We start from the raw sequence: 25,601 nt of genomic DNA on the forward strand, positions 1-25,601 counted from the left end.
GACAGCTTGACCAAGAGAGATTCGTCTTCTTCCGACGGGGGCGGCGGGAGCGTTTCAGCGTCTCGTCAAGAGTGACGAGAACGGGAGCCTTCATAGAAAGGAAGCTCATCGAGATGCCACAGCACCAGGAGCCAGTGGTCACCGAAGTGCGCGGAGCCCGCGTGCACAATCTTCGCAACGTGAACGTTGATGTTCCATTGCGGCAACTCGTGGCGATCGCCGGGGTGTCGGGGTCGGGGAAGTCGTCACTGGCGATGGGAGTCCTGTACGCGGAAGGATCGCGGAGGTACGTCGAAGCACTCTCTACCTACACGCGACGTCGTATGTCTCATGCATCTCGCGCCAAGGTGGATTCCGTGCGCCACGTCCCTGCCGCGCTGGCGTTGCGTCAGCGCCCCGGAGTCCCCGGGGTTCGCTCGACGTTCGGAACCTCAACCGAGCTGCTGAATGTTCTACGAGTGATGTTCTCCCGGCTCGGTTCGCACCCGTGTCCGAACGGACACCGGCTGCAGCCGACGATCGATGTTGCGGCGAACAAGGACCTAGTCTGCCCGGTCTGCGGTGCGGAGTTCTATCCCCCGGGGGCGGAGTCGCTGGCGTTCAACTCCGATGGGGCCTGCCCCACCTGTACCGGTACCGGTCTCGTTCGGGACATCGACGATGCGACGCTGGTCCCGGATCCCTCCCGGTCGATTGTGGACGGTGCGGTCGCACCATGGGCTATGTTCGGGCTCTCGGTGATGCCTCAGGTCGCCGCGGCAATGGGGGTCCGTATCGACGTCCCCTACGCCGATCTGACCGAGGCGGAGCGGGAAGTTGTGCTCGATGGCGCGGCGGAGAAACGTGAGATCACGGTTCCTTCGAAGACCGGGAAGCTGTTCGATCTGAACTTCACGTACCGCAGCGCCCGCCAGGCAGTGCGTGAGGCGATGAATAACGCGACCAGCGAGAAGGGGCTGGCCCGTATCAACCGGTTCATCACCGCGCATACCTGCCCGACCTGCCACGGCACACGCCTGTCCGAAGCCGCCCGGGGCACCCAGGTCGACGGCAAGAACCTTGCTCAGGCCACCGCGCTGACACTAGCCGAGGCCATGGAGTGGGTGCCGAAGGTGACGGCAACGCTCCCCGCGGATATGCGGCCTATGGCGGAGATGATCGCGCAGCAGTTCGCCGAGATGGGTCGCCGTCTTGTGGAACTGGGGTTGGGGTACCTCACGCTCGACCGCGCCAGTTCCACACTGTCCACTGGCGAGCGGCAACGAGTGCAGCTGGCCCGGGCCGTGCGCAACGAGACGACCGGAGTGCTCTACGTGCTCGACGAACCCTCCATCGGGCTGCACCCTGCGAATATCGAAGGACTGATCGGAGTCATGAGAGACCTCCTCGCCGGAGGAAACTCGGTGGTCCTCGTCGACCACGACGTGCAGGTGCTGCGCGAGGCGGACTGGATGATCGAGATCGGTCCCGGATCCGGGACCGCCGGTGGCACCGTCCTTGCCCAGGGCACCATCGATGATGTCCAGCGGGATCCGGCCTCGCTCATCGGCAGCTTCCTTACCGGGGACGCGTCTGTTGTCATCCGCGACCGCGTCGCGGAGCCCGATCTGTTCGCCCACGGTACGGTACGGCTGGAAACAACGCCGATCCACACCGTCGGCGCGCTCGAAGTCACGATCCCCAAGGGCCGCCTGACAGCAGTCACCGGCATGTCCGGGTCCGGGAAGACCACACTCGTGCTCGACAGTCTCGTGCCTGCCCTGGCTGCTTCTTATGCTGAAGAGCGGTTCCCCGCGCACGTGAAGATCGTTGACGCATCGGGGGTGAGCCGGGCAGACGTGGTCGACGCGACGCCGATCGGCACGAACGTTCGCTCAACCGTTGCCACCTACAGCGGCGCCCTCGATGATCTGCGCCGTGCCTACGCCAGCCTCCCCTCCGCGAAGGAACAGGGCCTCACAGCCAGCGACTTCTCGTACAATACCGGTTCGCTGCGGTGCCCTCGTTGCGAAGGCACTGGGCAGGTCGTCCTCGACGTACAGTTCCTCCCCGACGTCGATATCCCCTGCCCCGACTGCGACGGCACCCGATACAGCCCAAGCGCCTCTCAGTTCCGCCTCACCACCCCCGACGGCTCCGTGTCGCTTCCCGATTTGCTCCGCACCACCGTGGCGGACGCTGTGCAGTTGCTTGAGAAACACCCCCGCGTGCGCAAGAAGCTGGCAACTCTTATTGATCTCGGCCTCGGCTACCTCACCCTCGGAGAAGACACGCCCACGCTGTCCGGCGGCGAAGCACAACGTTTGAAGCTCGCCGCCGAGCTCGGCCGCACCCACACCGGATCCTTGTTCGTCTTCGACGAGCCCTCCGTCGGCCTGCACCCGCTCGACACCCGCAATCTGCTGGGCGTACTGGACCGGCTGCTTGCCACCGGCGCAACCGTGATCGTCATCGAGCACGACCTCGACATGATCGCCAACGCCGACTACATCATTGACCTCGGGCCCGGCGGCGGCGCCGACGGCGGACGGATCATCGCCACCGGCAGCCCACAAGCTGTCGCTGCGAGCCTCACCAGCGTCACCGGACGCTTCCTCGCTCAGACCCTTCACCAACGCTCCTCAGCGGAAGGAACATGCCGCGGTGGATCTTCCGCCGCCTCAGTTGAAACATCACCGCCATCGGACTTGGCCCGGCGGTCGCCTACGCCAGCCACCGATACCTAACCACCGCATACCGCATCAACTCTGCCGCTTCACGGCCATACCGCCATGCCCCAAGCCCGGACTCGTTCGGGCGGGTCAATAGGACACGCATCCTTTCGGGGCGCTCTGAACCGCTCGCCGCAGGCCGATCAGATTCCTCGCCGGTAGAGCAAAGAGATGACAACGTAGCGTCGCCGGAACTTACCCAAGGCCGAATGACGACTGAGGTCGCATGCACCATCGTCGGTGCGTGTCTAGTGGCACTGATCACGAAGCCAAGTGGCCTGCGAGGGCGAGCGCGATGGGCATCGTCGCGAGCGCTACGAGAGTCTGGACTCCGGTCGTGCCCGCGATGAGCCGGGTATCACCACCCATGCGGGAGGCAAGGACGTAGGCGCTTGGGGCGGTGGGGACAGCGCAAATGAGGACAATGCTGGTCAGCGATGCTCCGGCCATCTCGAACTGCAGCGCGATGGCGATCGCTGCGGCGGGGAGGATGGCGAGCTTCAGGATGGTAACGATGCCGATATGGAGTAGATCGCTGCGACGGAAGGTGAAGTGCAGAGCTGCCCCGACTATGAGAGTGCCGCACGCGAGGGCGGGCGCGGCGAGCATGTCCAGCGTCGCAATCGCGACGCTTGGTAGCGCGACCGGCAGCACGTTCAGCAACAGTCCCATGGCGCAGGCCAGGATGAGCGGGTTGCCGATGAGTTCACGCCACAACGGCACACGCTTCACGGCGTGGTCGCGTGCGCCGTAGACGGCGAGCGTGCTCACGCAGATCAGGTTGACCAGAGGCACGATGACGGCGCTAGCCAGTGCGAAGGCCGCCACTCCCTCTTGCCCGTGGAGGGCGGACGCGAAGATCAATCCGATGTAGGTGTTGATGCGGATCGATCCCTGCACGAGCGAAGTCAACTGGGGACCATCTGCTTGGGTGAGGCGAGCGGCGACGAATGCGAGTGCAGCAACGACCAGAGTCGGGACCGCGAGGCTGAGCATGAGCGCGCCCGGTTGAATGACGGTGAGATCGGTCTGGCTGATGGAGCTGATGAACAGGGCGGGCGTGAAAACCCAGTAGCTCATCCAAGACAGTCCACCCCAGGATATCGCGTCCGTCAGGCACCGTCGCCGCAGAAGCGCACCGAGGGCGAGGAGAAACAGGATCGGGACGATTGCGGTGACGACTACATTCATTTCACCAACTGTGGTGCAATGAGTCAATGCAGTTCAACCATGACAATATGACCGGGGTGTGGCTCGCCGCGGATCTCGCCACGCTCGCCGGTCGAGTGTGGAACCAGGATGACGCCACCGAGATCCTGGCCGACCACCAGATCCGCCGCCGATCGCTCACTGCCACCGCCGCGGAGGATCTTCGTGAGTGGGCGCTGCAGTTGCGCACTCCGTTTGTCGTCGAGGACGAGTCGGAGCGGTGCGACGCGATCAATACGCTGCTGGATGCGGGTACGGCGCGGGCATACCTCACCATGCACGATGGCCTGCGTCCACACTTGCATTTCGCCGCCGACGAGGACGATATCGTCGCGCGGGTGAAGGCGGTCACCGCAGGCGGACTGGCGATCTTCACCGTTGAGTCCGACGGAGGCCGCTTGGGAGGCTGCCGGCGCGAAGGCTGTCCTGTCGTGTTCGTCGACACCAGCCGCAACGGCCGACGCGTCTACTGTTCCACCACGTGTGGGAACTACGACGCAGTGCGTCGCCACCGGGCGACCACGCACTGAACCCGAGAGCCACCAGACGCGCGCACCGCACCTGCGTAGGGAAATGAAAGGTGTCCGCGCGAGAACGGGCAAGCTCAATGACGACCGCCATCGTGCACGCTCAACGCAGGCACGGACTTGGGCAGCTCGCCCCCGAACGACTACGGCGAGGCGCCCAAGACACCGGCAACGAACTCAGCACGCACCTGCGCGCACCCGGACATGCGGCTCCTCAGATGTTCGCCCGTGAGAGAGACATACCCTGCCCCGCAGAGAGCAACAGGTGCACGACCTCATCCACGAAGGCCTCAGCCGCCGCGAGATCGTGGCACACCTGCACCTCTCGCCCTGCACCGTTGAAGGCCACATCACCCGCCTCTACTAAAAGATCGGAAATACCAGACGAGCCCCGCCCGCCCCCAACGCTAAACCCCCACCTATCCTTAGCTCAGTAGCAGCAACGACAAAGAACGCACGCAAGCTACGAAGTCGTAGAGAGGGAAAACACTGGCTCGACGTTCGCAACTCTCCACTGTGACTGTGTCCATCAGAGTGATGACGGCCGGTGAGAGCTACCGGTACCTACCGAACTCTGTGGTGAACGGCCACGGCGACCGTGATGCGACCGCGGCGTTGACGAGGTCTTGTCAGGAATCTGGAACACCTGTCTCCGGGTGTTAGCACGCGAGCAGGAACCGGCTATTCGCTCCGTTTGAACACGACCCCTGCGCCAGTCGCCACCTTAAGACGGACAGGAGATCGCCCATGTTAGCCACATCTTGTAGAGTTGATCTAGGAGGTTAGTTATGATTGGTGAAGTGACTCGCGAACGAGGCGAACTCGAGCAAGAGATCATGCGGTTACTGCGTGTTCAAGCCCAACCGATTGGGGCCCGGGAGCTTCAGGAGATGTTCTCTGTCCAGGTGCCGGCATATACGACCCTAATGACTGTGCTTACCCGACTTGAGAAGAAGGGTGAGGTCATTCGCTCGGGGAACTCTCCGCGGAAGGTGAAGTTTTACCCGGCTCGATCGGATGAGGAGCATGCGAGCCAGACCATGTTGTCTGCGCTAGGTGGCGCGGGAGATCGGCGCGCCGCACTTCTGGCATTTGCTGGCAATCTCGACGAAAATGATGTGGCCCTGTTAAGTTCCTCCTTCGCGACACCTCGCAAGAAGCGCTAGCCCTGCTCGTGCTGTGGATAGTATTGGCCTGCTTCGGTGGCGCATTGTTCATGTCGCTGCTGGCCCCGCTGGTGCTGACCATCGGACGTTGGCAGCTTCTGCATCCACGGACTGCTCTCACCGCTTGGTTCGGCGCGCTCTTTACCGGCATGGCGCTCATTCTGGCTAGTCTTGCGATCAGTGTGATCGGTGCAGTTTCTGCGCCGGATTATGTGGGTGGGACCGAGTCTCTTCTGCTCACTGTGGTCGCTTGGCTCGGACTCGGCGTGTTCGGAGCAGTTTCAGCCATGGTTTCCGTATCGTCCGAGCCGATTGTTGAGGCGCGAAGAGAAGCCTTGAAAGTGTTGGCTCCGGTAGCACGGTCTCGTGAAGCGCGACAGGGGTTCACCCTCGTGCGGGTCGACTCTGACGAGGCGGTTGCATTTGCTGTTCCAGGCAGGCGTCCCGAGATATTCGTCTCCTCAGCGGTGGAGGATTTGCTTTCTAAGGCGCAGCTGGGTGCGGTGCTCGCGCATGAATATGCGCACCTACGCCACCGTCACGGGTGGGCGCTCCGCATTGCCGCTGTCAACGCCTTTTGCCTCGGACGCCTCCGTCCGGGCCGGGCCTTGTATCGCGCAACAACACTCCTGGTTGAACTCGCAGCCGATGATGCGGCGGCGCGTCAGGCCGGGGCCGCGAACCTTGCGAATGCGCTCACGCTGCTCGCAGAAAGCGATGGGGATGCGGGGATGCGGCTTCGCGCGACACGTTTGACGAGTAAGCGGTGGCCATCTGCATCCCGTCGACGGCTTCCGAAGGCTCTTGCAGCGACCGTTCTTCCGTAGATCTCGCAACCCGCCACGCTCGCTGGGTCGGCATTTGTGGGGCTCGAGTTCATCAATAGCTCGCTACCGAGATGATGACAAACAACAGCGTCCGCGTATAGAAACGGGCTCGGCCGAGCCGCTGCCAACTCGTGCTTCGAGAATCGCAAGGAGCCTGATCGAGCGCGACGCTCGACGACGCTGAAGCTCGCCTGCTGAACGAGTTCTTGTGCAGCTAAAGATTGAACATGCTCCGGTAGTCCCAACTGGCATTGCGCCAGTCTTCTGAGTCAAGGCAATGCCTGGCATCAACGATAAGCGGGCGTCGAACCGTGGGGAGGAGTGCTTCCGGGTTCAGGCGCCGATATTCCGGCCAAGCCGTCGCCACTAGCGTCACGTCGGCCTCCCGCATTGCCTGCTCGGCCGTTCGTACGAACTCAAGCCGGCTGTCCTCTCCAAGTGACGCGGTCACTACAGGATCCGCGATACGCACGCGCAGCCCGGCGTTGATGAGTGCGTCTGCGAGAGCGATCGAGGGTGACTCGCGTATATCGTCCGTCTCAGCTTTGAAGCTCGCTCCGAGGATCGCGACCTGCGACCCCTGGCGTCCAGGGAACTGTGCAATAACCCACTCGGCGATGTGCTGCCTCTGTGCGGCGTTGATTGTGTCGACTTGCGCGAAGAACTGGGCTGCCTCCATAGCGCCTGCATGCTGGGCATAGTACGCGAGCCCGCGGGTGTCTTTCGGGAGACAGCCGCCACCGTACCCCAGGCCGGGGGTCAAGTGAGAGGCGCCGATCCTGGGGTCCGCACCGAGAAGCTGCGCCGCCTGAAGAGCATCGGCGCCACTGGTCGCGGCAAGTTGCGCGATCGTGTTGATGAAGGAGATCTTCGTGGCAAGGAACGCGTTGGTGGCGAGTTTCACGAGTTCAGCGGTCGCGAGATCCGTGATGACGCGATGAGTCCCTGTGTCGAGGATCGGTTGATAGACCTCATCGAGCCGACCAGCGGCTTCCTGGCTGCTCACACCGTAGATGAGCCGTTGGGGGGCGAGGGTGTCTCGCACTGCGGTTCCCTCTGCGAGGAACTCGGGATTCCATGCGAGCTCGGCATCGGGACTCTCTCTGTGAAGCTGGGCAGCGAGAGCCACTGCTGTCCCGGGCGGGACCGTGCTCTTGCCGACGACGAGATCGCCTGGCTGTAAGAAGGGTACAAGGGACCGCAGCGCGCTTTCGAGGTAGCCAGCGTTGAACCCCTCGTTAAAGGCGAGTTCGGGTGTGCCAACCGTGAGAAAGTGAACCCTTGCTCCCATTGCGGCGCTCGGTTGGCTAGTGACGTCGAGCGTACCGTCTGTGAGTGCCGAACGGACAAGATCCGCGAGTCCAGGTTCGTGTATTTCGAGCGTGCCATCAAGAATCTTGCCGACGCGTTCCGTATTCGTTTCGATTCCGACGACCCTGTGCCCGAGCGAGGCGAGGGCGGCGGCGTGGACGAGGCCGAGACGCCCCAGCCCGATGACAGATACTCTCATTCGTTCTCTTCCTGAGCGCCTGGGTCCCGCTTCCCGATGCTGAAGATCCTTCTTGCGAAGCGCTTCCACAGTCGTTTCGCGCCGTAGTAGAGGTCTTCAAGCTCTTCACGGACCGTGGGAGGTTCCTCGTCTTCTCGCCTCGCAGGCCCACTCAACCCGATCCACAGGATCAGGACCATGCCCGCGAACAGCGTGGTGAGTGTAGAGAGAATGGGCCACACGGTCACGCTTCGAAGAGGGTATGACCGATGAACTGACCTTCTTCGCATCCGGGTGGTATCGCGAACACAGCAGAGCCGATGTGCACGATCCATTCGTTGAGGAGATCGAGCTCGTCGAGGCGTCGCTGCACTGGTGCGAACTGCGTTGCAACGTTGTATTGGTAGGCGGTGAAGATGAGCCCGGAGTTCGAGATCTCATCTCCCGTGGGAAGCTGATCGTAGTTGTAGGCGCGACGGAACATCCGCTCGTGCGGGTCTGCTGAGCGAGCCCGTCGGATGTGCGCGAACTCTGCGACGACCGGGAAGCCGATCGGGGTACGAGCTTCGAAATCAGGTTCGTCGTGCTCTTTCGTACCGGTGAGTGGTGCCCCGGAGTCCATCCGGCGGCCGACCGCTTGCTCACGTCCGCTGCGGTCGAGCCGATCCCACTTGTCGAGCAGCATCTCGATTCGTCGTACGACAAAGCCTGTTCCGCCATCGAGCCAGGCCGGGTTTGCGACGGGGCCTTTCCAGACGACGCCCGCGAAGTCGTCACTCCCCGGTGACATGTTGACCGTGCCGTCGAGCTGACCGAGGAGGTTCCGCTGGGTCCTGCCGGGCTTCTCTGAACCATAGGCTCGTCGGAACCCCTGCTGCACCCACCGCAGTGACCCGAAGGTGCGTGTGTCTTTGAGGAGCATGCGCTGAGCATGGGCCACGGTCAGTGGATCATCTGAGGCGATCTGCAGCAGCAGATCACCGTCGTTCCACTCTTCTCGGAGTTGGTCGAGCTTGAACGCCGGGATGCGGTCGAGCCAGTCGGGCAGGGCCGCAGGATTCACGACATCGACAAGGCGTCGACCGAATCCGAAGGTAATGGTGAGCCGCGCAGGCCGCAGGGAAAGCTCGGGTTCCGAATCCGCCAACGCGTAGGTTCCCTGCGTGAGCCTGGCCGCATCCTCGGTGAAGATCATCAGCATGCGCCGCACATCTTCGCGGGTGATTCCCTCTCGCAAGGTCACGGCTACCAGGGACTGGTGAGCCTGTGGCACCATTTCGATCCCCGCCTGATGGACATCATAGAACGGGATAGTCTCACCGCCTCGCAGCTGCTCCGCATCCTCGAGCGCCTCAGCCCGTGCCGCGGCCTCTCGGCCCGTGACAAACGCATCGGCACCCACGACCGCGACCGCTCCTGCGGCGGCCGCCACTCCACCGAACAAGAGTCGACGCCGCGACAATCCCGACGACGGGTCCTTCATGGAATCTGCTCCCGTCCCGTCAGTGGGCGCCACGTTTTCCTGCTTACTCGTCGACATAGGTCTCGTTCGCCCCTGTGTAGTCCTTTGCCGGAGCTTCGAATTCGAAAACTGACCCATCCTCAAGCTCGAGAGCGAACGACACGGTGTTGCCGGCGAGTACGGGATCGACGATGTCCATGAGCATCAGATGGTTCGCGCCCGGTTGCAGCACGTACTCCGAGTTCGCTGGGATGACGAAGCCACCGTCTTTTTCCCGCATCACCATGTTCCCGTCCGCATTCTCGACGGTCTCATGCAATTCCATGATGGGCGAGGCGTCAGACGTGGCCGACACCACACGGATATCTTCGGCGCTGTCATTGACAAGAACTCCGAAAGCTGCGGACATGCCCGACTCGGCGGCCTTGACCCACGCGTCCTTGATGCTGATCGTCGAGGACTGTTCCTGTGTCGAGCTCTCCGACGATGCTGAAGGCGCGCCGGACTCGGTACTCACGGGAGTCGTGCTACACCCAACTACGCCGAGTGCGAGCGCACCGGCCAGCGCGAAGGATGCGGTGACTCTGGGGAGGGAGACAGACTTCATGATGTGGTTCCTTTCGAACGTCGAGAAGATCGAGTGATTGCGACACGGCCCAATGCAAACAACACCAGCGCGGCGAGCGCCCCTGCGCTCGCGAGCACCGCGGTCCGTACCGGTCCGGAACTGCCGGAGGTTTCATCGTCACTTGCGCCGTCGAGCGAGAATTCGCCCTGGTTGGCGTTGTCGGCTGCAGACGCCGGCGTGCCTGCAGATGCAGGCTCCGGGATTGGTGCCGCATCAGTGACATCGCCGACCGAGAACAAGAAGCTCTCACTAATGGGATGCCCGTCACTCGACACGATCCGCCAGCGCACCTGATAGTTGCCGTCGGGCAGCGGGCTTTTCAACTGTTGTGTCGCGGTGAAACCGGAGAATGTTGGTTCGCCTTCTTCCCAAGATTCGCCTTCCGCGTCGACGACCATGATGATCGCACCAACCGAAAGGGGCTCGCCAGTGAACGTCAATGCGACATCGTCAGGCGCACTATCGAAATGTTCTCCTGCGGCAGGTGTCTGATTCGTCACCTGATCATGCGCATAGGCGGGTACCCCAGAGGCAAGGATCAGCCAGGCGATCAAACTGAGTACCCCAAGGAGTATGGCAACAGGCCGATGGGCGACGGTTTGGTGAGACATCGCCACTACTCTACAACATGTAGTTCTAAACTTGATACTCAATCGCTCCGAGTGGCACGATTCCAGCCGGGATCACCAGAACCGGCAAGATCTCCGCTGGTCACGCGTTCGAAGCGGGTCGCGCATGATGGATCGCGCGTCGCTTGATGAACGTCCAGGCCGCCCCGGCCCCGAGAACAACGATGGCGAGGATGACTAGCGACAGCAACGGGATGGCTGGGGTGGTATCGCCTATGAAGCGTTGTTCCCATCCTCCCGCAGGATCCTCTCCGGTGGCCTCCCACCCGTCTGCGACGAAGCGCAGCGAAGGTGCTCCGACGCCGATGACTTGCACCGCTTCGAGGGAGGTGCCAGAAAGAGTGTCGCCGGGGAGAACCACCACGTCTTCAAGAATAGGCACCTGAGACGAGTGAGAGAACAGGGTGGTAACGTCAACCTCGAGCGCGCCAGTGACGACCGTGTTTCCGGTATTACGAAGCTCGTAGTGTGATTCGCCGCGCATAGGCGTCAGCGGCCAGGTGCTCACTCCGTCGAGTGACAACGTGCTGGTGGCCTCGAGCTGTGTGTTTCGGTCTTCGCCTGGGATTCGGAGCAACAGTGGAAAGCTGAGGCTCCTGCCGCTGATAGCGTCGGTAACGACAAGACCAAGCGGATAGTCTCCATCGTGGGCGGTGTTGGGTACGCTGATCGTCAACGGAATGCTGCCTGAAGAGCTGGCTTGCACCTCGACTGGGCCGTCTGCTTCGGCTCTGCTCGCCCAGTTGCTCGGATCGAGACGCGAATCCGCCTCGCGGTACTCGAGCATGCCCTGCGGAGCGGATACTGCGATGGATCTGATCGATAGGGAGATCGCGTTTGCGGAGGTGTTTTCAACCTCGACGGTGATGGTGTCGCGCACGCCAGAGAACGCTTCTACCGCGACGAATGGGCCGAGTGTCGCGTCGCTCTCGGCGATCTGCACCGACCACGACCCCGAGTTCTGCTGGGTCTGGGTGGAGGGAGTCGACGCCTGAGCAGGGGTGCTAGTTCCTAGCAGCGCGAGCACCACTGCTGCAATGACTCCACGTATTCGCATGCTTAGTTCACCTGCCGGTCACGGTCTAACCAGTGCTGTTCGCGCAGCGTGCGGCGCAGGATCTTCCCACTCGGGTTTCGTGGAATCATATCGACGAAGAGATACTGGGTCGGTCGTTTAAAGGCAGCAACCCGGTCTCGCAGGAAAAGTGCCAGGTCCCGACTCGTGGGTATCGTGTCGCGAGGAACGATGTAGGCAAGTACGGCTTCCCCTGCAGCATCGTCCGGTATCCCGATGACGGCAACATCCTTCACGGCTGGGTGCTCGGCAAGCGCGTTCTCGACTTCTGCGGGGAAGACGTTTTCGCCCGCGACGAGGATCATGTCTTTGACGCGGTCTTCGATGAACAGGTATCCCTCGGCATCCAGTCGGCCGGCATCTCCGGTGCGAATCCACCCGTCGATGAGAGTGTCGGCGGTCGCTTCAGGGAGGTTCCAGTATTCGAGCATCGCTGCGGGGGTGCGCAGCCACACTTCCCCGACTTCTCCTTGAGGCATCGGAGATCCGTCCTCATCGATGATGCGCACTTCTATTCCGGGGTAGGGGCGACCGGCTGCTCGTAGCCTCATGGAATCCGGGCCGTGCTGGTCGGGCGGGAGGCAGATAGCGGTGTTGCCGGTTTCTGTGAGGCCGTAGATCTGTGCGAAGTCAGCGCCGAAGTCGCGGGCAGCGCGGCGGAGCAACGACTCGGTGATGGGGGCGCCACCGTAGATGATCTTTCGGAGGGTCGTGAAGTCGCTGAGGCTCCCCGGTGTGTCGAGGATTTGTCGCAGCATCGTGGGCACGGCGATCGCGGTGGTGATGCCCAGGGAACGGATGGCCGTGCGTGCGGTCACTGCGTCGAACTCCGGCATGCTGAAAACCGTCGCCCCAGCGTGGAACGCTTGAGTGGCGTACCAGAGCCCGCCAACGTGGAATCCGGGGATTCCGATCATTGCGATATCGCCATCGCGCCAATCGATCCAGTCGAGGTTCGCGTTGCCAAGTGCGTCGCGGATTGCGGTGAAGCTGCGCTGCCCGAGTACGACGCCTTTCGGGAGGCCGGTGGTGCCACTGGTGTAGAGCTGCGCGATCGGTGTATCCGGGTGCGCCTCGAACGGCGCGGCATCGGATCCGGAGTCTCGCCAGACAGTGAAGCTCGGGAGATCTGCGATGATCTCGGTGCGGCCGGTGAGCCCTGCGAGGGGGTGGTCGTGGTCGATGAATACGAGTGCTGCGTCTGCGTCGTCCACAATATGCTCCACTTCTGCGGCAGACAGAGCGGGGTTGATGGGGACGAGCACTGCGCCGGTGGCGGAGGCGGCGAAGAGGAGTTCCCAGTAGCTCGGGATCTCGCGCCCGAGGCAGGCGATGCGGTCGCCGGGACGAATGCCTGCGGAGCGGAGCGCGCCGGCGAGGCGAGTGCTGCGGTGGTAAAGCTCCCTGTAGCTGACGGTGGCGCCTGTCGGGGTGAGAATCGCGGCATGCTCAGGAGCATGCTGCGCGTGGAACGCGATCGTGTTGTTGAGGGTGGTGAGATTGGGATGGAAGATCACGGCATGTCCTTGCTTGGCGACGGTTGTGCGGGAGTGAGCGCGGACCATACCTCCCCCAACGCGGCGGGGTCGCTGAGTATGCTCAAATGGGTGCCCGAGATGCGGTGCACCTGCTCCGGAACCGCGAGTCCACCTGCCCACCGTGCGGCCTGTTCGGCGTTCTCATCGGATACGAGGACTCTTGCGTATGGCGGGAGCGGTGTGGGCCTGTGGCGGTTTTGGACGCGGATGCCCTGTTCCCAGAAGGTTGTCTGCTGGATTGGAGGCGAGTAGCGGACCACTCCGGCAGTGGCGACACGGAGGTGGGTGCGCAGTCGCTGGCTCAGCGGTGGTGGCGAAGCAGTGCCGCTTGCCTGTCGGTAGTCAGCCACGGAGGCGGAGTCGATACCTTTCAACACGGTATCGAGCAGCAGCAGCCGCTCGACCGTTCGCCCTTGCTCACTGAGGAGCTGTGCGACTGCGGCGGCGATGTGACCACCGAACGAGTGCCCGAGAAGCCTGTACGGGCCTTGGGGCTGTTCGCGTAGCAGGGACTTGAGGTGGCGACGTGCGTGCGATCGAACGGTCCAGGAGGGAAATCCTCGCGACTCAAGACCGTGCGCCTGGTAGGCGATGACGGCGCTGCCAGGGTCAGCCATGGACGCGAGGCCGAGGAAGCTCACGCTCCCCGCTCCCGCACCCGCGAAGCAGTGCACCGTGGAAGTCGCTGATTCGGGGTTCGTCAGCCTCCGATGCGCGGGCGTGTGACGGGTGAAACGGAGTCGCTGTGCGGTTTCGATGCGTGCGCCGATCTCGGCGAGTGTCGGCTGACCAACGAGTACCTCCGCCCCGAGATCAACCGCCAGGCGGCGTCTAAGGAGCACTAGCACCTTTTCCGCGGCGAGCGAAGTCCCGCCGAGCTCGGCAAAGCGATCATGTCTGCTGATCGGTTCAATTCCCAGCACCGTGCCCCACGCGTCGGCGAGCACTTCTTCAAGCGGCGTGGCCGCAGGAACGACTTCCTCTGTCACGAACGGCCTCCTCTTCTGAGGATCACGACTTGTCCTGAATAGGAAAACCCGCCACCGAACCCGAGCAACAGGACCGGCCCGTCCTCAATCGCTCCCCGTTCGATCATGCGCGATAACGCGACAGGAATCGTCGCTGCAGATGAGTTCCCCAACTCGGTGACCTCTTGTGCAGTCAGTTCCAGAGGAATCTCAAGCTGGGTAGCGAGAGCAGTGATGATGCGCAAGTTCGCCTGGTGCGGAATGAATCCGGCAAGGTCTGAGGCCGTGATGCCGGCCTTTTCGAGTGCATCGCGAGCGACATGCTGGGCACGGGTAATGGCCCAGCGAAACACTGTTGGTCCTTGCTGCCGGAAGAGGTGATCCGGTGCAGCGATGGTGATGGCCTGCGCAAGATCTGGGTCTGACCCCCACGCCACTGGACCAACACCGGGACGCTCAGAGGCAGAAAGTACGACGGCCCCGGCACCGTCAGCCATCAGGATTGCAGTGCTGCGGTCCTGCCAGTCGAGAACTTCGCTCATTGCATCCGCACCGACGACGAGTGCGTGTTTGGCCGCGCCGCATCTGATTGCGTGGTCGGCGATTGCGAGCGCCTGCGAGAACCCGGCGCATGCCGCGTTCACGTCGAACACCGCAGGGGCCGTGGTGCCAAGCCGCGCCCCCAGTTGTGCAGCGAACGACGGGCAGCGGTCGGGAGCAGTCATTGTCGCTACCACGATCAGGCCCACAGCAGAAACGGGGATGCCCGCATCTTGGAGCGCATGCTCAGCCGCACGGGTTGCGAGGCCGAGTAGCGTTTCGTCGGCGAGGATGCGGCGCTCGCGTATCCCTGTTCGCGTCACGATCCAAGAGTCATCGGTGTCGAGGAATGCCTCCAGCTCAGAGTTTGGCATCCTGCGGGATGGCAGCGCGTGCCCGGTGCCGCTTATCGCGGATCCTGGGCGCACGGGGGGAACAGACAACACAGAATAACTCTACAACAGGTAGTATCTACGAGTGTGTCCCGTTCCTTTCTCCGCATCCTCGGTCGAAGAGGAACGGGCGACTCCCGTCGGGTAGCGTCAGATTCGATCTTCCTCGTGGGCGGGAGCGCGGGGACAGCAAGTCTGGGACTCGTCTTCTGGATTGCAGCCACAACGCTCTACCCGGTTGCAGATGTGGGCCGAGCAACGACAGCAGTCAATACGGGAACCGTGCTCGCATCGGTCGCGAACCTCAGCATGGGGCCGCTCCTAGAAAGGTTCCTGCCAGCTGTGGGGAGATTGCGCGGACGCGCGGTCGCTCTCGCGTTGGCCGGTTCCGGGCTATTTGCGCTGTTGCTCGGCGGTGGCTATGCGTGGTGGATGCCGGGCGCGTCATTGTTTGCATCGGCCGGGCAGCGGGTGGGCTTCGCGATTGCCGTCGTGGTGTTGGCTGCTTTCGCGCTCCTGGATTCCGTGCTGATCGGCGTGCATCGCGCCCGGTGGGTGGCATTGAAGAACGTGGGGCACGCGGTCGCCAAGCTTGGCGCGATTGTGCTGCTTGCCGGCGTGGGTGGGGGGATGTCGCTGGTCGGATCGTGGATCGTGACCGCAGTGGCTGCGGTGGGTGCGGTGGAGCTGGGGTTGTGGATCACGCGTTCTCGCTGGAACGGCGCAGGTATAGATCCGATTCTTCCAAGGCGGCGTGAGCTCGTTCAGTTCGGTGTGGTGTCCTTGGGGTGGATGCTCGCGCAGGCGCTTCCCGGTATCGCGATCCCCACTATCGTCATCACAGCCGCTGGCGTTGACGACGCAGCCTATTACAACATTGCATGGACTATTGTCGCGGCCTCGCTCATGATGACGAGCCTGGTCACCGGGCCTTTTGTTGCTGCGGCATCGAAGCCCGGTGCGGATGTGGGGGCGCTTGTGCGCTCTTTCGCGCTGGTGTTGTGTGGAGTCAGCGTGGTTCGGGGAATCGGTGTCGGAGTGGTTGGCCCGATTGCGCTGCACTTGTACGGCAGTGAATATGCTGAGCACGGAAGCGAACTGCTGATACTGATGGGGATTGCACACGCAGTGTCGGGGGTCGCGATGCTGTACGGCGCGCTCGCCCGCGTCGCCCGACGCATCGCCTATCCGATGATCGTTCAGCTTGTGGCATCGCTCGTTGTCGTCGCACTGGTCGCTCTGTGGATCAAGCAGCTCGGTATCGTGGCGGTCGGGTGGGCGTTTCTCACACATGACGTTCTGATCCTCATCGCCGCCATTCCACCGCTGTGGATCTTGCTGCGTCGCCTGCGGACAGATGGGTCCCTGTGATGGCGAGGCGTGTGACTGTTTGGCGGTTGGATTCCCTTCCAGGGTCTGAAACGTTCATCCGAAACCAGCTTGATGCGATGGTCAGGTGGGAGCCCACGCTGCTTGGTTCTCTTCGAGTTTGCTCTCCGCTGTCTCGCGAGGAGGATCCGGTGGTCTTCACTCGTTCGCTGTGGGATCGCGTGGCGCTCTTCTGGGCGTCGGTCACGGGGCGTTCAAGCCAGATTGAAGAGGCCCTCAGGCAGACTCGGCCAGACCTCGTCCATGCGCACTTCGCGAAGGACGCATGGATGATCCTCCGCGCATGCCGGGCGTTGCAGATTCCGCTTGTCGTCACCGTCCATGGATACGATGTCACGGCGCTCCCGCGCGTTCGTGGTTTCCGGGGCTGCATCAATCGCTATCGAACCCAGAAGGTGCTCCGCAGCGCCGATGCTGTGGTTGCCGTTTCCGAGTTCATCCGTGACGAGGCTCTCAGGTGGGGTGCTCCACAAGGACGAGTACGTGTGCTCCCGATCGGCGTTCCAGTCACTGAGCCCGCCATTGCTGTCTCTCGCCCGGTCGATGTGGTGTTCCTGGGCCGATTGGTTCCGAAAAAGGGTGTGAGAGATGCGTTGCAGGCGATCGCCGCTCAACCCGATGCGCACGCCCTTACCTGTGAAGTGATCGGAGACGGACCACTCCGCGCTGACGCTGAATCGCTTGCGAAGCAACTTGACCTCCGGGTGACCTTCACCGGATCGCTGCCACCGACGCGAGTGGCGCAACATCTTGCGCGAGCACGCATCTTATTAGCCCCCTCTCAGTACGCCGCCGACGGTGACGCTGAGGGTTTCGGCATGGTCTTCCTCGAGGCCGCCTTCGCGGGTGTCCCTGCTGTTGCGTACCGTCACGGGGGTGTGCCGGAAGCGGTCGTCGATGGAAAGACAGGGCTCCTGGTGCGGGAAGGCGACACAGCCGAGCTTGCTTCCTCGCTACGTGAACTCCTCGCTGATGAAGACCTGCGGGCCTCGATGGGCGAGGCTGCAGGGCAGCGAGTGCGAGAACAGTTCGATGTCGCTCTGCGTACACCCCCTCTCGAACGGCTATTCGATGAGGTGACAGCGGCCGCAATAGCGAAAGACTCTGGTGCGCGGAGCCAGCGACCGCCGACGCAGAACGAAGGCGAATCGTGAAGGTGCTCATCACTGGCGGAGCGGGATACATCGGAACCCATACTGCGCTGGTGCTTCTGCAGAACGGCATGGATGTCGTTGTCGTTGATGATCTATCCGCAGGGAGCGCTGCAGGCATTCGGAGGGTACAGGATCTCGCAGCGCGACAGCTGCGACTCGTCGTCACGGATCTCACAGATGCAATCGCTACCGAACAGGCGCTCAGCGGTGTGGACTTCGACGCAGTCATCCATCTCGCTGGAGTGAAAGCAGTTGGTGATTCCATGCTCCACCCCGTCCGCTACTTTCGGCAGAATCTCGATTCACTGTTGACGGTGCTCGAGCTGATGCAACGGCGCGGGATCGCGAAGCTGGTGTTCAGTTCATCGGCCACCGTATACAGCGCACCGCACGCGCCACTCCTCAACGAAGCACACAGCACCGGTACCGGCGCGATGAGTCCCTATGCGCGATCGAAAGCGATGTGCGAGCAGATCATCTGCGACACGTCTGCGTCTTGGCCGGAGCTTGACGCCACCATCCTGCGCTACTTCAACCCGATCGGCGCACACCCCAGCGGATGTATCGGCGAGGATCCCCGCGGCACACCGAACAACCTGCTCCCTTTTCTGACGCAAGTTGCCGTCGGCAGGAGGGAAGTTCTCTCTGTGTTCGGAACGGACTATGACACACCCGATGGCACCGCGATTCGCGACTATCTTCACGTTCTCGACATCGCAGATGGCCACGCTGCCGCCCTCAACGCCACGGAATCGGGTACTCGAATCATCAATCTCGGATCGGGCGTGGGACATAGCGTGCTCGAGGTGATTACCGCATTCACGCGCGCCATCGGGTTCACAGTGCGATGGGATCCGGCGCCCCGGCGCCCCGGCGACGTCGCACGTCTTGTCGCAGACCCTTTGCGAGCCAAGACACTTCTCGGATGGACCCCGTCACGAACGCTCGAGGAAGCATGCCGGGACGCCTGGGAGTGGCAAGCGGCCAACCCTCGGGGCTACGGCAACATGGATTGACGAACGCCGGTAGTGCTGGTTCGCTGCCTGGGAACTAGTTGACCGTGACGGATATCGTGACGATCGGCTGCGCGAAGGTGGATACGCGGGCGAGCACTTGTATCTCCCATTCTCCGGTGACGGGCATGTCTAGATCCGCGGAGTATTGACCGGTTGCTGGGTCGAGTTCAGCTGTGGTCTGGAACGGCCCGAGATCGTGCTCGGCCTGGTGGGTGCGAATGGTCACTTCGTCGGGCGTGACTGGTTCGGCGTCGTATTCGAGTGTGAAGGTGATCCTGTTCTCGCCGGCCACCGCTGGTTCGAGCTCGCCCCGCAGCGATAGCCCCTGGGCATCCGCGTCGATAGTGACGGTCTGAGCGGTGGCGGCCGTGTTCTCGGTTGGCGTGTCGTGGTGTTCGTGTGTGGGGCTGAGATTGGTGAGGAAGCCGGTCAGGAGCAGAATGGCAATGAGGAGTGCGGCTTCGTAGCTGAGGGTTCGGGTCAGCGTCTGCCATTGCATGCGTGCGGTCGGTCGTGACGCGATGCGTGGGAGGAGTCGGGTTCTGTTGTAGGCGGCGATCGCGATGACGGGGATGATGATCCCGATCTTGAGCAGGAGGGTGAGCCCGTAGCTGGTCGTGACGAGAGCGTCGAGGCTTCCGACGATCATGATGCCCATGAGAGTTCCGCTGACTGCGAGGATAAAGACGCTCCAGACCGCGCCGCGGGAGAACCTCTGCACGACCTTCGCGGCGAGAGTCGGTGCGGTACGTGCCTCTTGGGTACTGGTCACGCGGGTGGCGGCGAGGAATAGGAGGAGGCCGAGGACTCCTCCTGTCCAGAAGGAGCCGGCGAGAAGGTGTCCGAGGTCGGCGGCGATGATCAGTGCTCGCGGTTCCATCAGTTGGGTGTGTCCGGCGAGCACGGGCGCAGCCAGCGCGAGGAGCGGCGGCAGCACGGCGAGCAGGCGCATCCCCCTGCGCTCCTGCTGACGCATCGATAGTACGGCGGCTCCGGCGAGTCCTGCGCATACGATGATGGCCGCAGCGACCGGTGCCCAGAGGACACCCGACCACCATGCAGTCGGATCGATCACCGCGGTCAGTGGGTTTCCGGTCACGTTGAGCGCTGACGTGGGTATGAGCAGCAGCGAGGCGGTTCCCGCTCCGATGCCGGTCAGTCGCAGGATGTTCCTGGACCAGTATTCAGGTGGTGCTGTGCTGCGCAGCACCAGTCGCTCGAACAGGATCAGGCCGGCGAAGACCAGGAGCGAGAGGTATTGCAGTGCCGTCAGGGCGCTGACGGCGAACTGGGTGTCTGGAGGTGTCGCGGTTTCCACGATGGGAGCCGTCGCGCTGTCCGCCTGGCCGTCTCCGATGGTGAAGGTGATCGCGCCGGAGATGGGGTGCCCGTCTGCTGAGACGACGCGGTAGCTCAGCGCGTAGCCCGCATCCGCTAGGTCGGCGGGGAGCGCGGCGATGACGCTGGTGTTGGTGACGTGCGCGTCGAGGGTGAGGGGGTTGTCATCGCCGGGAAACAGGCGGATGCTGCCGTCGATGAGCTGTACGGGCTCGTTGAACGTCAGCACCGCCTCAGCGGGAGCCTCATCGAGCACGGCACCGTTCTCCGGTGTCGTGGACAGCAACTCGGCATGCGCGGACGCTGCCTGCGCTCCCGTCAGCGTCAGCAGTCCTCCTAGGAGGAGGGCTGCCAGCGCACGGAGGACCAGGGCGGAACCCTGTCGCGGTGCGTGTTTCCCGGCGATGAGAGTGCTCACGCCTTCTTGCGTCCCCTCAGCAGCGCGATGACAGCGACGATGAGGCCGATACTGCCGACGGTGAGCGAGGTTACAACGAGCGGCGTCTGATCTGCAGGAGCCTCCGCGGATGCCGAATCCTCGTCGTGCGCATCGACGGTGGCGTCAGTGTTGTCACCGTGCCCGTGCGATCCTGCGTCACTGGCTGCGACGACGTCGACGCTGGGGGCTGGCGCGTCCAGATCGTGGCCGTCCTGGCCTTCTTCCGGGATCTGCACCCAGGCGGTCTCGCCCTGCTCGCAGGTCTGCACAGTCGGGAAGTACAGGGCGGTGTCGGCGGCGTCCTCGGGGATCTGCAGCGAGAGTTCGAACGCGTCTCGCTGCCCATCGGGGAGCGGCGTCGCCGCCGTGTAGACGACCTGCGCGACGCGTTCGGTGACCTCGTTGCCGTGGCTGTCAGTGATCGGGGTGTCGAGGTCTTCCATCACCTTCTCGACGGTGTACAGGCTGTTGCGGGTGGGTGTGACGGCGTTGATGCCCTCGGGGATCTGGATCGCCACCTCCGTCGTCGCAGCCCCATCGCATCCATGTGGCACGCTGAACGTGAGGATCGAGTACGAGCCCGCCTCCACCGGGCCTTCCGCGATACTGACGTGTGCGTTCGCAGCGACGGCACCGCCCAGAACCAGTGCGGCAGTAGCCGCGAGGGCTCCGGTTCCGATCAGAAGGGGCCTCTTGGTGCGTCGTGTGTTCATGGTGTCTCTCTTTCTTGTTGGCCCGCCGGCAGGAGCGGCGGATTGATGGTGGTGTTGAGGGTTTTTAGCCGGTGATCATCGGCCAGCACATCGCTGCCATGCCGAAGCTCATGAGAGTCCCGGAAGCGACGTCGCCGGTGTGTCCGAGCCAGGTCGTGCGACCGCGCAGGCAGCGGATGAGCTCGACGAGAAAAAGGACGCCGGATGTCGTCAGCGCCGCGGTGATGGCAACCCCTGTCAGGGCGGCCCACGGCTCGAGTCCGCCATGGTGGTGGGCATGCATCGTGGCGTCGGTTCCGGAAGGCATCGCGAGGATCATCCAGACCATCGCGAGCATCATGCCCGCGTGTGCCACCTGATGCCACGCGCTGTGTCCGCCCACGGCAGCCCGGGTGATGCGACGCCGCGTCTGGAGGAGCACGATCGCACCGAACCAGGCCGTGCCGGCCGAGAAGAAGAGCGTCTGCGGGAGTGGCGGCAGTACGGTCCACCACGGCCAGCACATGGCGATCATCACGAGGCTCATCACCAGGTGCAGAGCGTTGCCCACGATGAGCAGCGGCTTGCGGTCTGTGAAGAGTCGCAGTGTTGCGTAGGCGGCGGTCGCGGAGAAGGCGAGTGTCAGCGTCCATTGGAGCACCGGGTCAGACAGCATGCCACACACCTTATCTCTACAACATGTAGTAGCAATGCTAGCGAAGGAAGGCCCCGGAGGTCAAAGCGCCCCGCAAGGCCCCTCGAGATCAGGCCGCCTCTCGCTTCACGTGAGTGTGACCGCCCGGTGGAGCGTTCCCGATGTCAAGGGAGAAGCGCAAATCATTCGCAGTGTGGCGCCCAGGTGCTCGAGAAGAGAAGGGCTGGCGGTCCTGGTGAGTGGCTTGTGTCGCGCATGACCTTTATCGCGTGCTGCCGGCGCAACTGTCCACCTGGCGTTTGCCTCCTTCTGCAAGGTAGGCAGCTGTGATCTGCAGGGAGAGCCGAGTCGGGAAGGCGAGCCCGCCCGTCCGAGATTGCCCGCGAATACGCTTCTGTTTGGCAGAACCGTCCTCGGCGGTTGGCACTCAGGCGCAGGGGGCTTCCGAGGCCGTGTTAGGGAGCTTCTCTGTTTCCAAGCAGTAGAGAAGCTCCCAGACACCTGTCGGCCTTAACGCTTCGCGCGCCGCCTCAGCTGGAGCAGCACCACTCCTGTTCCCAACAGCACGATGCCGATGGCGCTTCCGAGGAATGGCAATGCGCCGTCGCTTCCTGTCACTGCCAGTGCACCTCGCGATGCTTCACGTGCCCCCGGTTCCGCCCGAGGATTCGATTCATCGGGAGCCATCGGAATATCAATGGAGACCCAACCGAGGAGCGAGCCCGCGACATCTTGCAAGGCGAGGCGGTGTGTTCCCGAGCTGAGTGAGCTGATGGGAAAAGCTGCTACGTTCTGCTGGTTTACGCGGATCCACCCCAGCGGAGTGGGAGTCGAGAATGCTGTGGCGTGCACCCAATCGCCCGCGTGTTGCTGGAGTTCTGCGGGTAGAGTCACTTGGGCCATGCCGTTTGACACGTGAACCGAAAGGCCACCGTTGCTCAGCTTGGAGAGTTCCTCGCCATTCGCTGCCGACGGCTTAGGAGTGATGATGGGTTTCTCTGATACGAGAACCTCGTCGACTTCCACTTCGATGGAGCGATAGCCCGCGGCATGAGCTGTCAACACGGCCGAGATCCGTGAACCATGATCGGACGCTTCAAGCAGCAGGGTTCGGCCGGTCGTACCCGGAATCGGTGTCCCGTTCCGAAGCCACTGAATGTCGAGTGACGAGAGCTGCGGATTCCATTTTCCGGTGTCGATCACGAGCTGACCTCCGACGCCAGGATAACCTCCAATAGCTGGAGTCGACGTCACGTTGATCTCTCCGAGAGCAGGAATCATCGCATCGGAGGCCACGGTGACGGGCAGGTATCCTGCCAGTGTCAGTGTGGCCTGCACCGTAATAGATGTGCCAAGGTCTGTCGCAACGATGCGGTATTCGGGTCCCGTTGCCCCGGCGATTGCCGCGGTGTCCCTGAACCATTGCCATTCGATGCTGTCGGGCGCGGGCTCAGACTGTGCCTCTGCCGTGAGCGTGCCTCCGACGACGGCGTTTCCGGACAGGACCGCCGAGGCGTCGGCGAACTCGCCGGGTGCCACTATTACTGCGTTTGAGAGGTGAACGGTATCAGCGTATCCCGGAGCCGAAAGAGTGAATTCTGCTGAAAGTCGGGTGTCAAGATCCGCCTCACTGATTACGTACTCCATCCCTGTCGCTCCTGAAATCGCGGTCCCGTCGCGCATCCACTGCACTCCCACGGATGCGGGAACTGGGTCCCACACGCCTGCGTTGGCCGTGAGGGTGGCTCCGATACTTCCGTCGCCCGACACCGTGGGCTCTTGTTGCAGCAGAAGTGTTCCCTCGTTCACGAGGACTGGTTCGGAGGTGAGTACGATCGGTGCGTGCCCATCCGCGCGATGCGTGACCTGCAACGACACTTGAGTGCCTGCATCTGCAGGGAGCAATGCGTATTGCGGCAACGTCGCGCCCTCGATTGGTGTCCCGTCTCTCAGCCACTGATAGTCCTGACCAGAAGATGCGGGAGCGGTCGTGCCTGACGTTCCGAGGAGCGTGCTTCCCACTGCGGCAGTTCCGCTGAGTCCGGGCGCAGTGTGCTGCTGTAGCTCGGGAAGAGTCACGGAGAGTAGCGCTTCCTCGCTCGTCACCGCACCGCTTGCGTTGGTGAAAACCGCACGGAATGCAGTGCCATGCTGGTCTGTTGCGACATCCTGAATCACATACTCGGTGCTTGCGGCGTTCTCAATGTCGGACCAGTCGGCGTCGCCGATCTTTTGCTGCCACTGCACGTCCGGGGTGGGAGTTCCGCTTGCTGTCGCGCGGAACACTGCGCTGTCTCCCGGTCGAGCCGCCACAGCGACAGGTTGTTCCAGGATGGAGGGTGCGACGCCAGGCTCCGCGACAAGAAGCGTCACGGTTCGACTGAAGTAGCTCCGGGAGCTGTCAATAGTCACTTTGAAGCGCTGCTCGGTACCGTCGGCTGAGAGTACAGCGCTCGGATACGTCCAGGTAAGTACGTTGCCGACGTTCTGAACCGGAAGATTCGGGTTCGTCGACCATGACGTTTCTCCCGGCTTCCTGAACTGCAGAACCGCAGACGTTACTCGCAAGGCCGGATCCACGGTAATCGTCCGTACGACGTCACTGCCTACGTCGACGTGCAACTCATCTGGATCGCTGTCGGTAACGATCACTCCGTCAGCCGACGGCAGCTCACGCGTATTAATCTTGACCTGTCCCAAAGTGGCATTCGGTGTAGCGCCGGTGTAATCCACATACCGGAACGCATTCACGGTAAGAATGCCCGTACTCTCATCAAGGACACGCTCATTCAGGAAGGTCTCCCAGGCAAGCTCGCCTGTATCTGGATCAAAGTGCCGGTAATTCGGATAGGCGTTGTAATCGATCCATGCGCCTCCCACGAAGACGGCGTACCAGGACCTATCAAAGTCCACCCTGGAGGCACCATCCGGCTCGACTTTGAGAGTGAGGCCGTTCACTCGTAGCGCGGATGCGCGTTGCTCAGCGATAGTCTCGTTCTCGGGTGAGGTCATCTGGCGGTACGAGCCGATGGACACGGTCGAAGAGCCGTCGACATGTGTCTTGGCACGAACGTTCTGCGCATCGATTCGCGCACCCTCGGCCTGGACGGATTCGACGTTTACCTCCTGTTCGCCAGGTGATGCGATTGAGGCAACGGGATCCAGTAGCCGGGCACCTGTTGCAGTGCTCGCCTGAACTCCGGCAACGCGCATATCATCAACGGGCTGCTGCTCATGAGGGGCGCACTGAACCTGCCCGAGATCAAGCTTCCAGACTTCGAGCATCATTTCTGGGTCATTGAGAGTCAGTGCAGTCGTCGTTGTCTTCCCGCTGGTGTCGGACTTCACGCGATTCAGTTGCAACGAGAAAGCGGAGGGGCGACCGACCCCGGGCGGCAGATCCAGCGTGAACTCACCCGTAGCGCGCAACGCGCGCGTTGCATCTCCGGTAATGTCGTCTCCGTCGACTGTGAGTCCTCCGATAGATGTGTACGAACTCCCATCCGCAGCACAGCCGACACTCAAATCCCGAACGACGATAGGTACCTGACCGCGGAGTGAGATCGTGGCGCTTTCGATATCGATGCGAGAGCCAGTGTCGGACAGAGCGACTTCCGTCGGGCCGGTGCGAATGTCGTAGCCATTGCGAATCGCAGCTCCCTCGGCCACGATCTCGTCCACAGCATACTCTTGGCGTGCCCCTTCAGACCATGACTCAACCCCGGAAGAAAAGACCTTTCCGCCATCGATATCCGTC

General features: G+C 62.6%; 22 protein-coding genes. 8 read left to right on the forward strand and 14 right to left on the reverse strand.

Features of this window, described 5'->3' with window-relative positions; translation table 11 throughout:
- The first annotated feature begins 113 nt into the window (after positions 1-113).
- Positions 114-2,726, forward strand: a complete 2,613-nt coding sequence (locus JSO19_RS07005; RefSeq protein ID WP_270910650.1) for an excinuclease ABC subunit UvrA — start codon at positions 114-116, stop codon at positions 2,724-2,726.
- Between the two features lie 246 nt (positions 2,727-2,972).
- On the opposite strand, the gene JSO19_RS07010 is transcribed toward JSO19_RS07005, so the two are convergent.
- On the reverse strand, positions 2,973-3,902 hold the full coding sequence (locus JSO19_RS07010; protein WP_270910651.1) for an AEC family transporter: 930 nt from the start codon (positions 3,900-3,902) through the stop codon (positions 2,973-2,975).
- A gap of 26 nt (positions 3,903-3,928) precedes the next feature.
- On the opposite strand from JSO19_RS07010, the gene JSO19_RS07015 reads away from it, so the two are divergent.
- From JSO19_RS07015 to JSO19_RS07030, 4 genes are all read left to right on the forward strand, one after another.
- On the forward strand, positions 3,929-4,450 hold the full coding sequence (locus JSO19_RS07015) for a CGNR zinc finger domain-containing protein (protein WP_270910652.1): 522 nt from the start codon (positions 3,929-3,931) through the stop codon (positions 4,448-4,450).
- A 241-nt stretch (positions 4,451-4,691) separates the two neighbouring features.
- Positions 4,692-4,814, forward strand: a complete 123-nt coding sequence (locus JSO19_RS07020) for a LuxR C-terminal-related transcriptional regulator (RefSeq protein WP_270912110.1) — start codon at positions 4,692-4,694, stop codon at positions 4,812-4,814.
- A gap of 421 nt (positions 4,815-5,235) precedes the next feature.
- Positions 5,236-5,613: a BlaI/MecI/CopY family transcriptional regulator gene (locus JSO19_RS07025; protein ID WP_270910653.1), complete on the forward strand. Its 378-nt coding sequence runs from the start codon at positions 5,236-5,238 to the stop codon at positions 5,611-5,613.
- An 8-nt stretch (positions 5,614-5,621) separates the two neighbouring features.
- Positions 5,622-6,440 (forward strand): M56 family metallopeptidase, encoded by an 819-nt coding sequence (locus JSO19_RS07030; RefSeq protein ID WP_270910654.1) that lies wholly within the window; start codon positions 5,622-5,624, stop codon positions 6,438-6,440.
- A 214-nt stretch (positions 6,441-6,654) separates the two neighbouring features.
- Here JSO19_RS07030 and JSO19_RS07035 read toward each other — a convergent pair whose 3' ends face one another.
- The 9 genes from JSO19_RS07035 to JSO19_RS07075 form a co-directional block, all read right to left on the reverse strand.
- Entirely contained in the window at positions 6,655-7,950 is a 1,296-nt protein-coding gene (locus JSO19_RS07035) for a UDP-glucose dehydrogenase family protein (protein ID WP_270910655.1), read from the reverse strand.
- Positions 7,947-8,177 carry a hypothetical protein gene (locus JSO19_RS07040; RefSeq protein WP_270910656.1) on the reverse strand — a complete coding sequence of 77 codons (231 nt, stop codon included), beginning with the start codon at positions 8,175-8,177 and terminating at the stop codon, positions 7,947-7,949. Before JSO19_RS07040 ends, JSO19_RS07035 begins: the two co-directional genes overlap by 4 nt.
- Positions 8,174-9,469, reverse strand: a complete 1,296-nt coding sequence (locus JSO19_RS07045; protein WP_333735093.1) for a Dyp-type peroxidase — start codon at positions 9,467-9,469, stop codon at positions 8,174-8,176. Before JSO19_RS07045 ends, JSO19_RS07040 begins: the two co-directional genes overlap by 4 nt.
- On the reverse strand, positions 9,456-9,998 hold the full coding sequence (locus JSO19_RS07050; RefSeq protein ID WP_270910657.1) for a copper chaperone PCu(A)C: 543 nt from the start codon (positions 9,996-9,998) through the stop codon (positions 9,456-9,458). The genes JSO19_RS07045 and JSO19_RS07050 overlap by 14 nt, the downstream gene beginning before the upstream one ends.
- Positions 9,995-10,630: a copper resistance CopC family protein gene (locus JSO19_RS07055; protein WP_270910658.1), complete on the reverse strand. Its 636-nt coding sequence runs from the start codon at positions 10,628-10,630 to the stop codon at positions 9,995-9,997. Before JSO19_RS07055 ends, JSO19_RS07050 begins: the two co-directional genes overlap by 4 nt.
- A 100-nt stretch (positions 10,631-10,730) precedes the next feature.
- Complete coding sequence (locus JSO19_RS07060; protein ID WP_270910659.1) at positions 10,731-11,705, reverse strand: COG1470 family protein; 975 nt, start codon at positions 11,703-11,705, stop codon at positions 10,731-10,733.
- 2 nt (positions 11,706-11,707) lie between these two features.
- Positions 11,708-13,240, reverse strand: coding sequence for a long-chain-fatty-acid--CoA ligase (locus JSO19_RS07065; RefSeq protein ID WP_270910660.1), 1,533 nt, complete (start codon positions 13,238-13,240; stop codon positions 11,708-11,710).
- Positions 13,237-14,250, reverse strand: a complete 1,014-nt coding sequence (locus JSO19_RS07070) for an alpha/beta fold hydrolase (protein WP_270910661.1) — start codon at positions 14,248-14,250, stop codon at positions 13,237-13,239. The genes JSO19_RS07065 and JSO19_RS07070 overlap by 4 nt, the downstream gene beginning before the upstream one ends.
- A complete protein-coding gene (locus JSO19_RS07075) occupies positions 14,247-15,215 on the reverse strand; it encodes a beta-ketoacyl-ACP synthase III (protein WP_333735096.1) in 969 nt (322 codons plus the stop codon). The genes JSO19_RS07070 and JSO19_RS07075 overlap by 4 nt, the downstream gene beginning before the upstream one ends.
- A 228-nt stretch (positions 15,216-15,443) precedes the next feature.
- Between JSO19_RS07075 and JSO19_RS07080 the strand changes: the two genes are divergently transcribed.
- The 3 genes from JSO19_RS07080 to galE are packed head-to-tail and all read left to right on the forward strand — an operon-like array spanning position 15,444 to position 18,720.
- Positions 15,444-16,532, forward strand: coding sequence for a hypothetical protein (locus JSO19_RS07080; RefSeq protein ID WP_270910663.1), 1,089 nt, complete (start codon positions 15,444-15,446; stop codon positions 16,530-16,532).
- Positions 16,532-17,704, forward strand: coding sequence for a glycosyltransferase (locus JSO19_RS07085; RefSeq protein WP_270912113.1), 1,173 nt, complete (start codon positions 16,532-16,534; stop codon positions 17,702-17,704). The genes JSO19_RS07080 and JSO19_RS07085 overlap by 1 nt, the downstream gene beginning before the upstream one ends.
- A complete protein-coding gene (gene galE / locus JSO19_RS07090) occupies positions 17,701-18,720 on the forward strand; it encodes a UDP-glucose 4-epimerase GalE (protein ID WP_270910665.1) in 1,020 nt (339 codons plus the stop codon). The genes JSO19_RS07085 and galE overlap by 4 nt, the downstream gene beginning before the upstream one ends.
- A 34-nt stretch (positions 18,721-18,754) precedes the next feature.
- Here the strand turns inward: galE and JSO19_RS07095 are convergent, their stop codons facing one another.
- The 4 genes from JSO19_RS07095 to JSO19_RS07110 form a co-directional block, all read right to left on the reverse strand.
- Positions 18,755-20,476 carry a copper resistance protein CopC gene (locus JSO19_RS07095; protein ID WP_270910666.1) on the reverse strand — a complete coding sequence of 574 codons (1,722 nt, stop codon included), beginning with the start codon at positions 20,474-20,476 and terminating at the stop codon, positions 18,755-18,757.
- Positions 20,473-21,210 carry a YcnI family copper-binding membrane protein gene (locus JSO19_RS07100; protein ID WP_270910667.1) on the reverse strand — a complete coding sequence of 246 codons (738 nt, stop codon included), beginning with the start codon at positions 21,208-21,210 and terminating at the stop codon, positions 20,473-20,475. Before JSO19_RS07100 ends, JSO19_RS07095 begins: the two co-directional genes overlap by 4 nt.
- A gap of 64 nt (positions 21,211-21,274) precedes the next feature.
- On the reverse strand, positions 21,275-21,865 hold the full coding sequence (locus JSO19_RS07105) for a DUF5134 domain-containing protein (protein ID WP_051216734.1): 591 nt from the start codon (positions 21,863-21,865) through the stop codon (positions 21,275-21,277).
- A 489-nt stretch (positions 21,866-22,354) separates the two neighbouring features.
- On the reverse strand, positions 22,355-25,525 hold the full coding sequence (locus JSO19_RS07110; protein ID WP_270910672.1) for a hypothetical protein: 3,171 nt from the start codon (positions 25,523-25,525) through the stop codon (positions 22,355-22,357).
- Positions 25,526-25,601: the final 76 nt, after the last annotated feature.

This window comes from Leucobacter sp. UCMA 4100 (genome assembly GCF_027853335.1).
Lineage (GTDB): Bacteria > Actinomycetota > Actinomycetes > Actinomycetales > Microbacteriaceae > Leucobacter_A.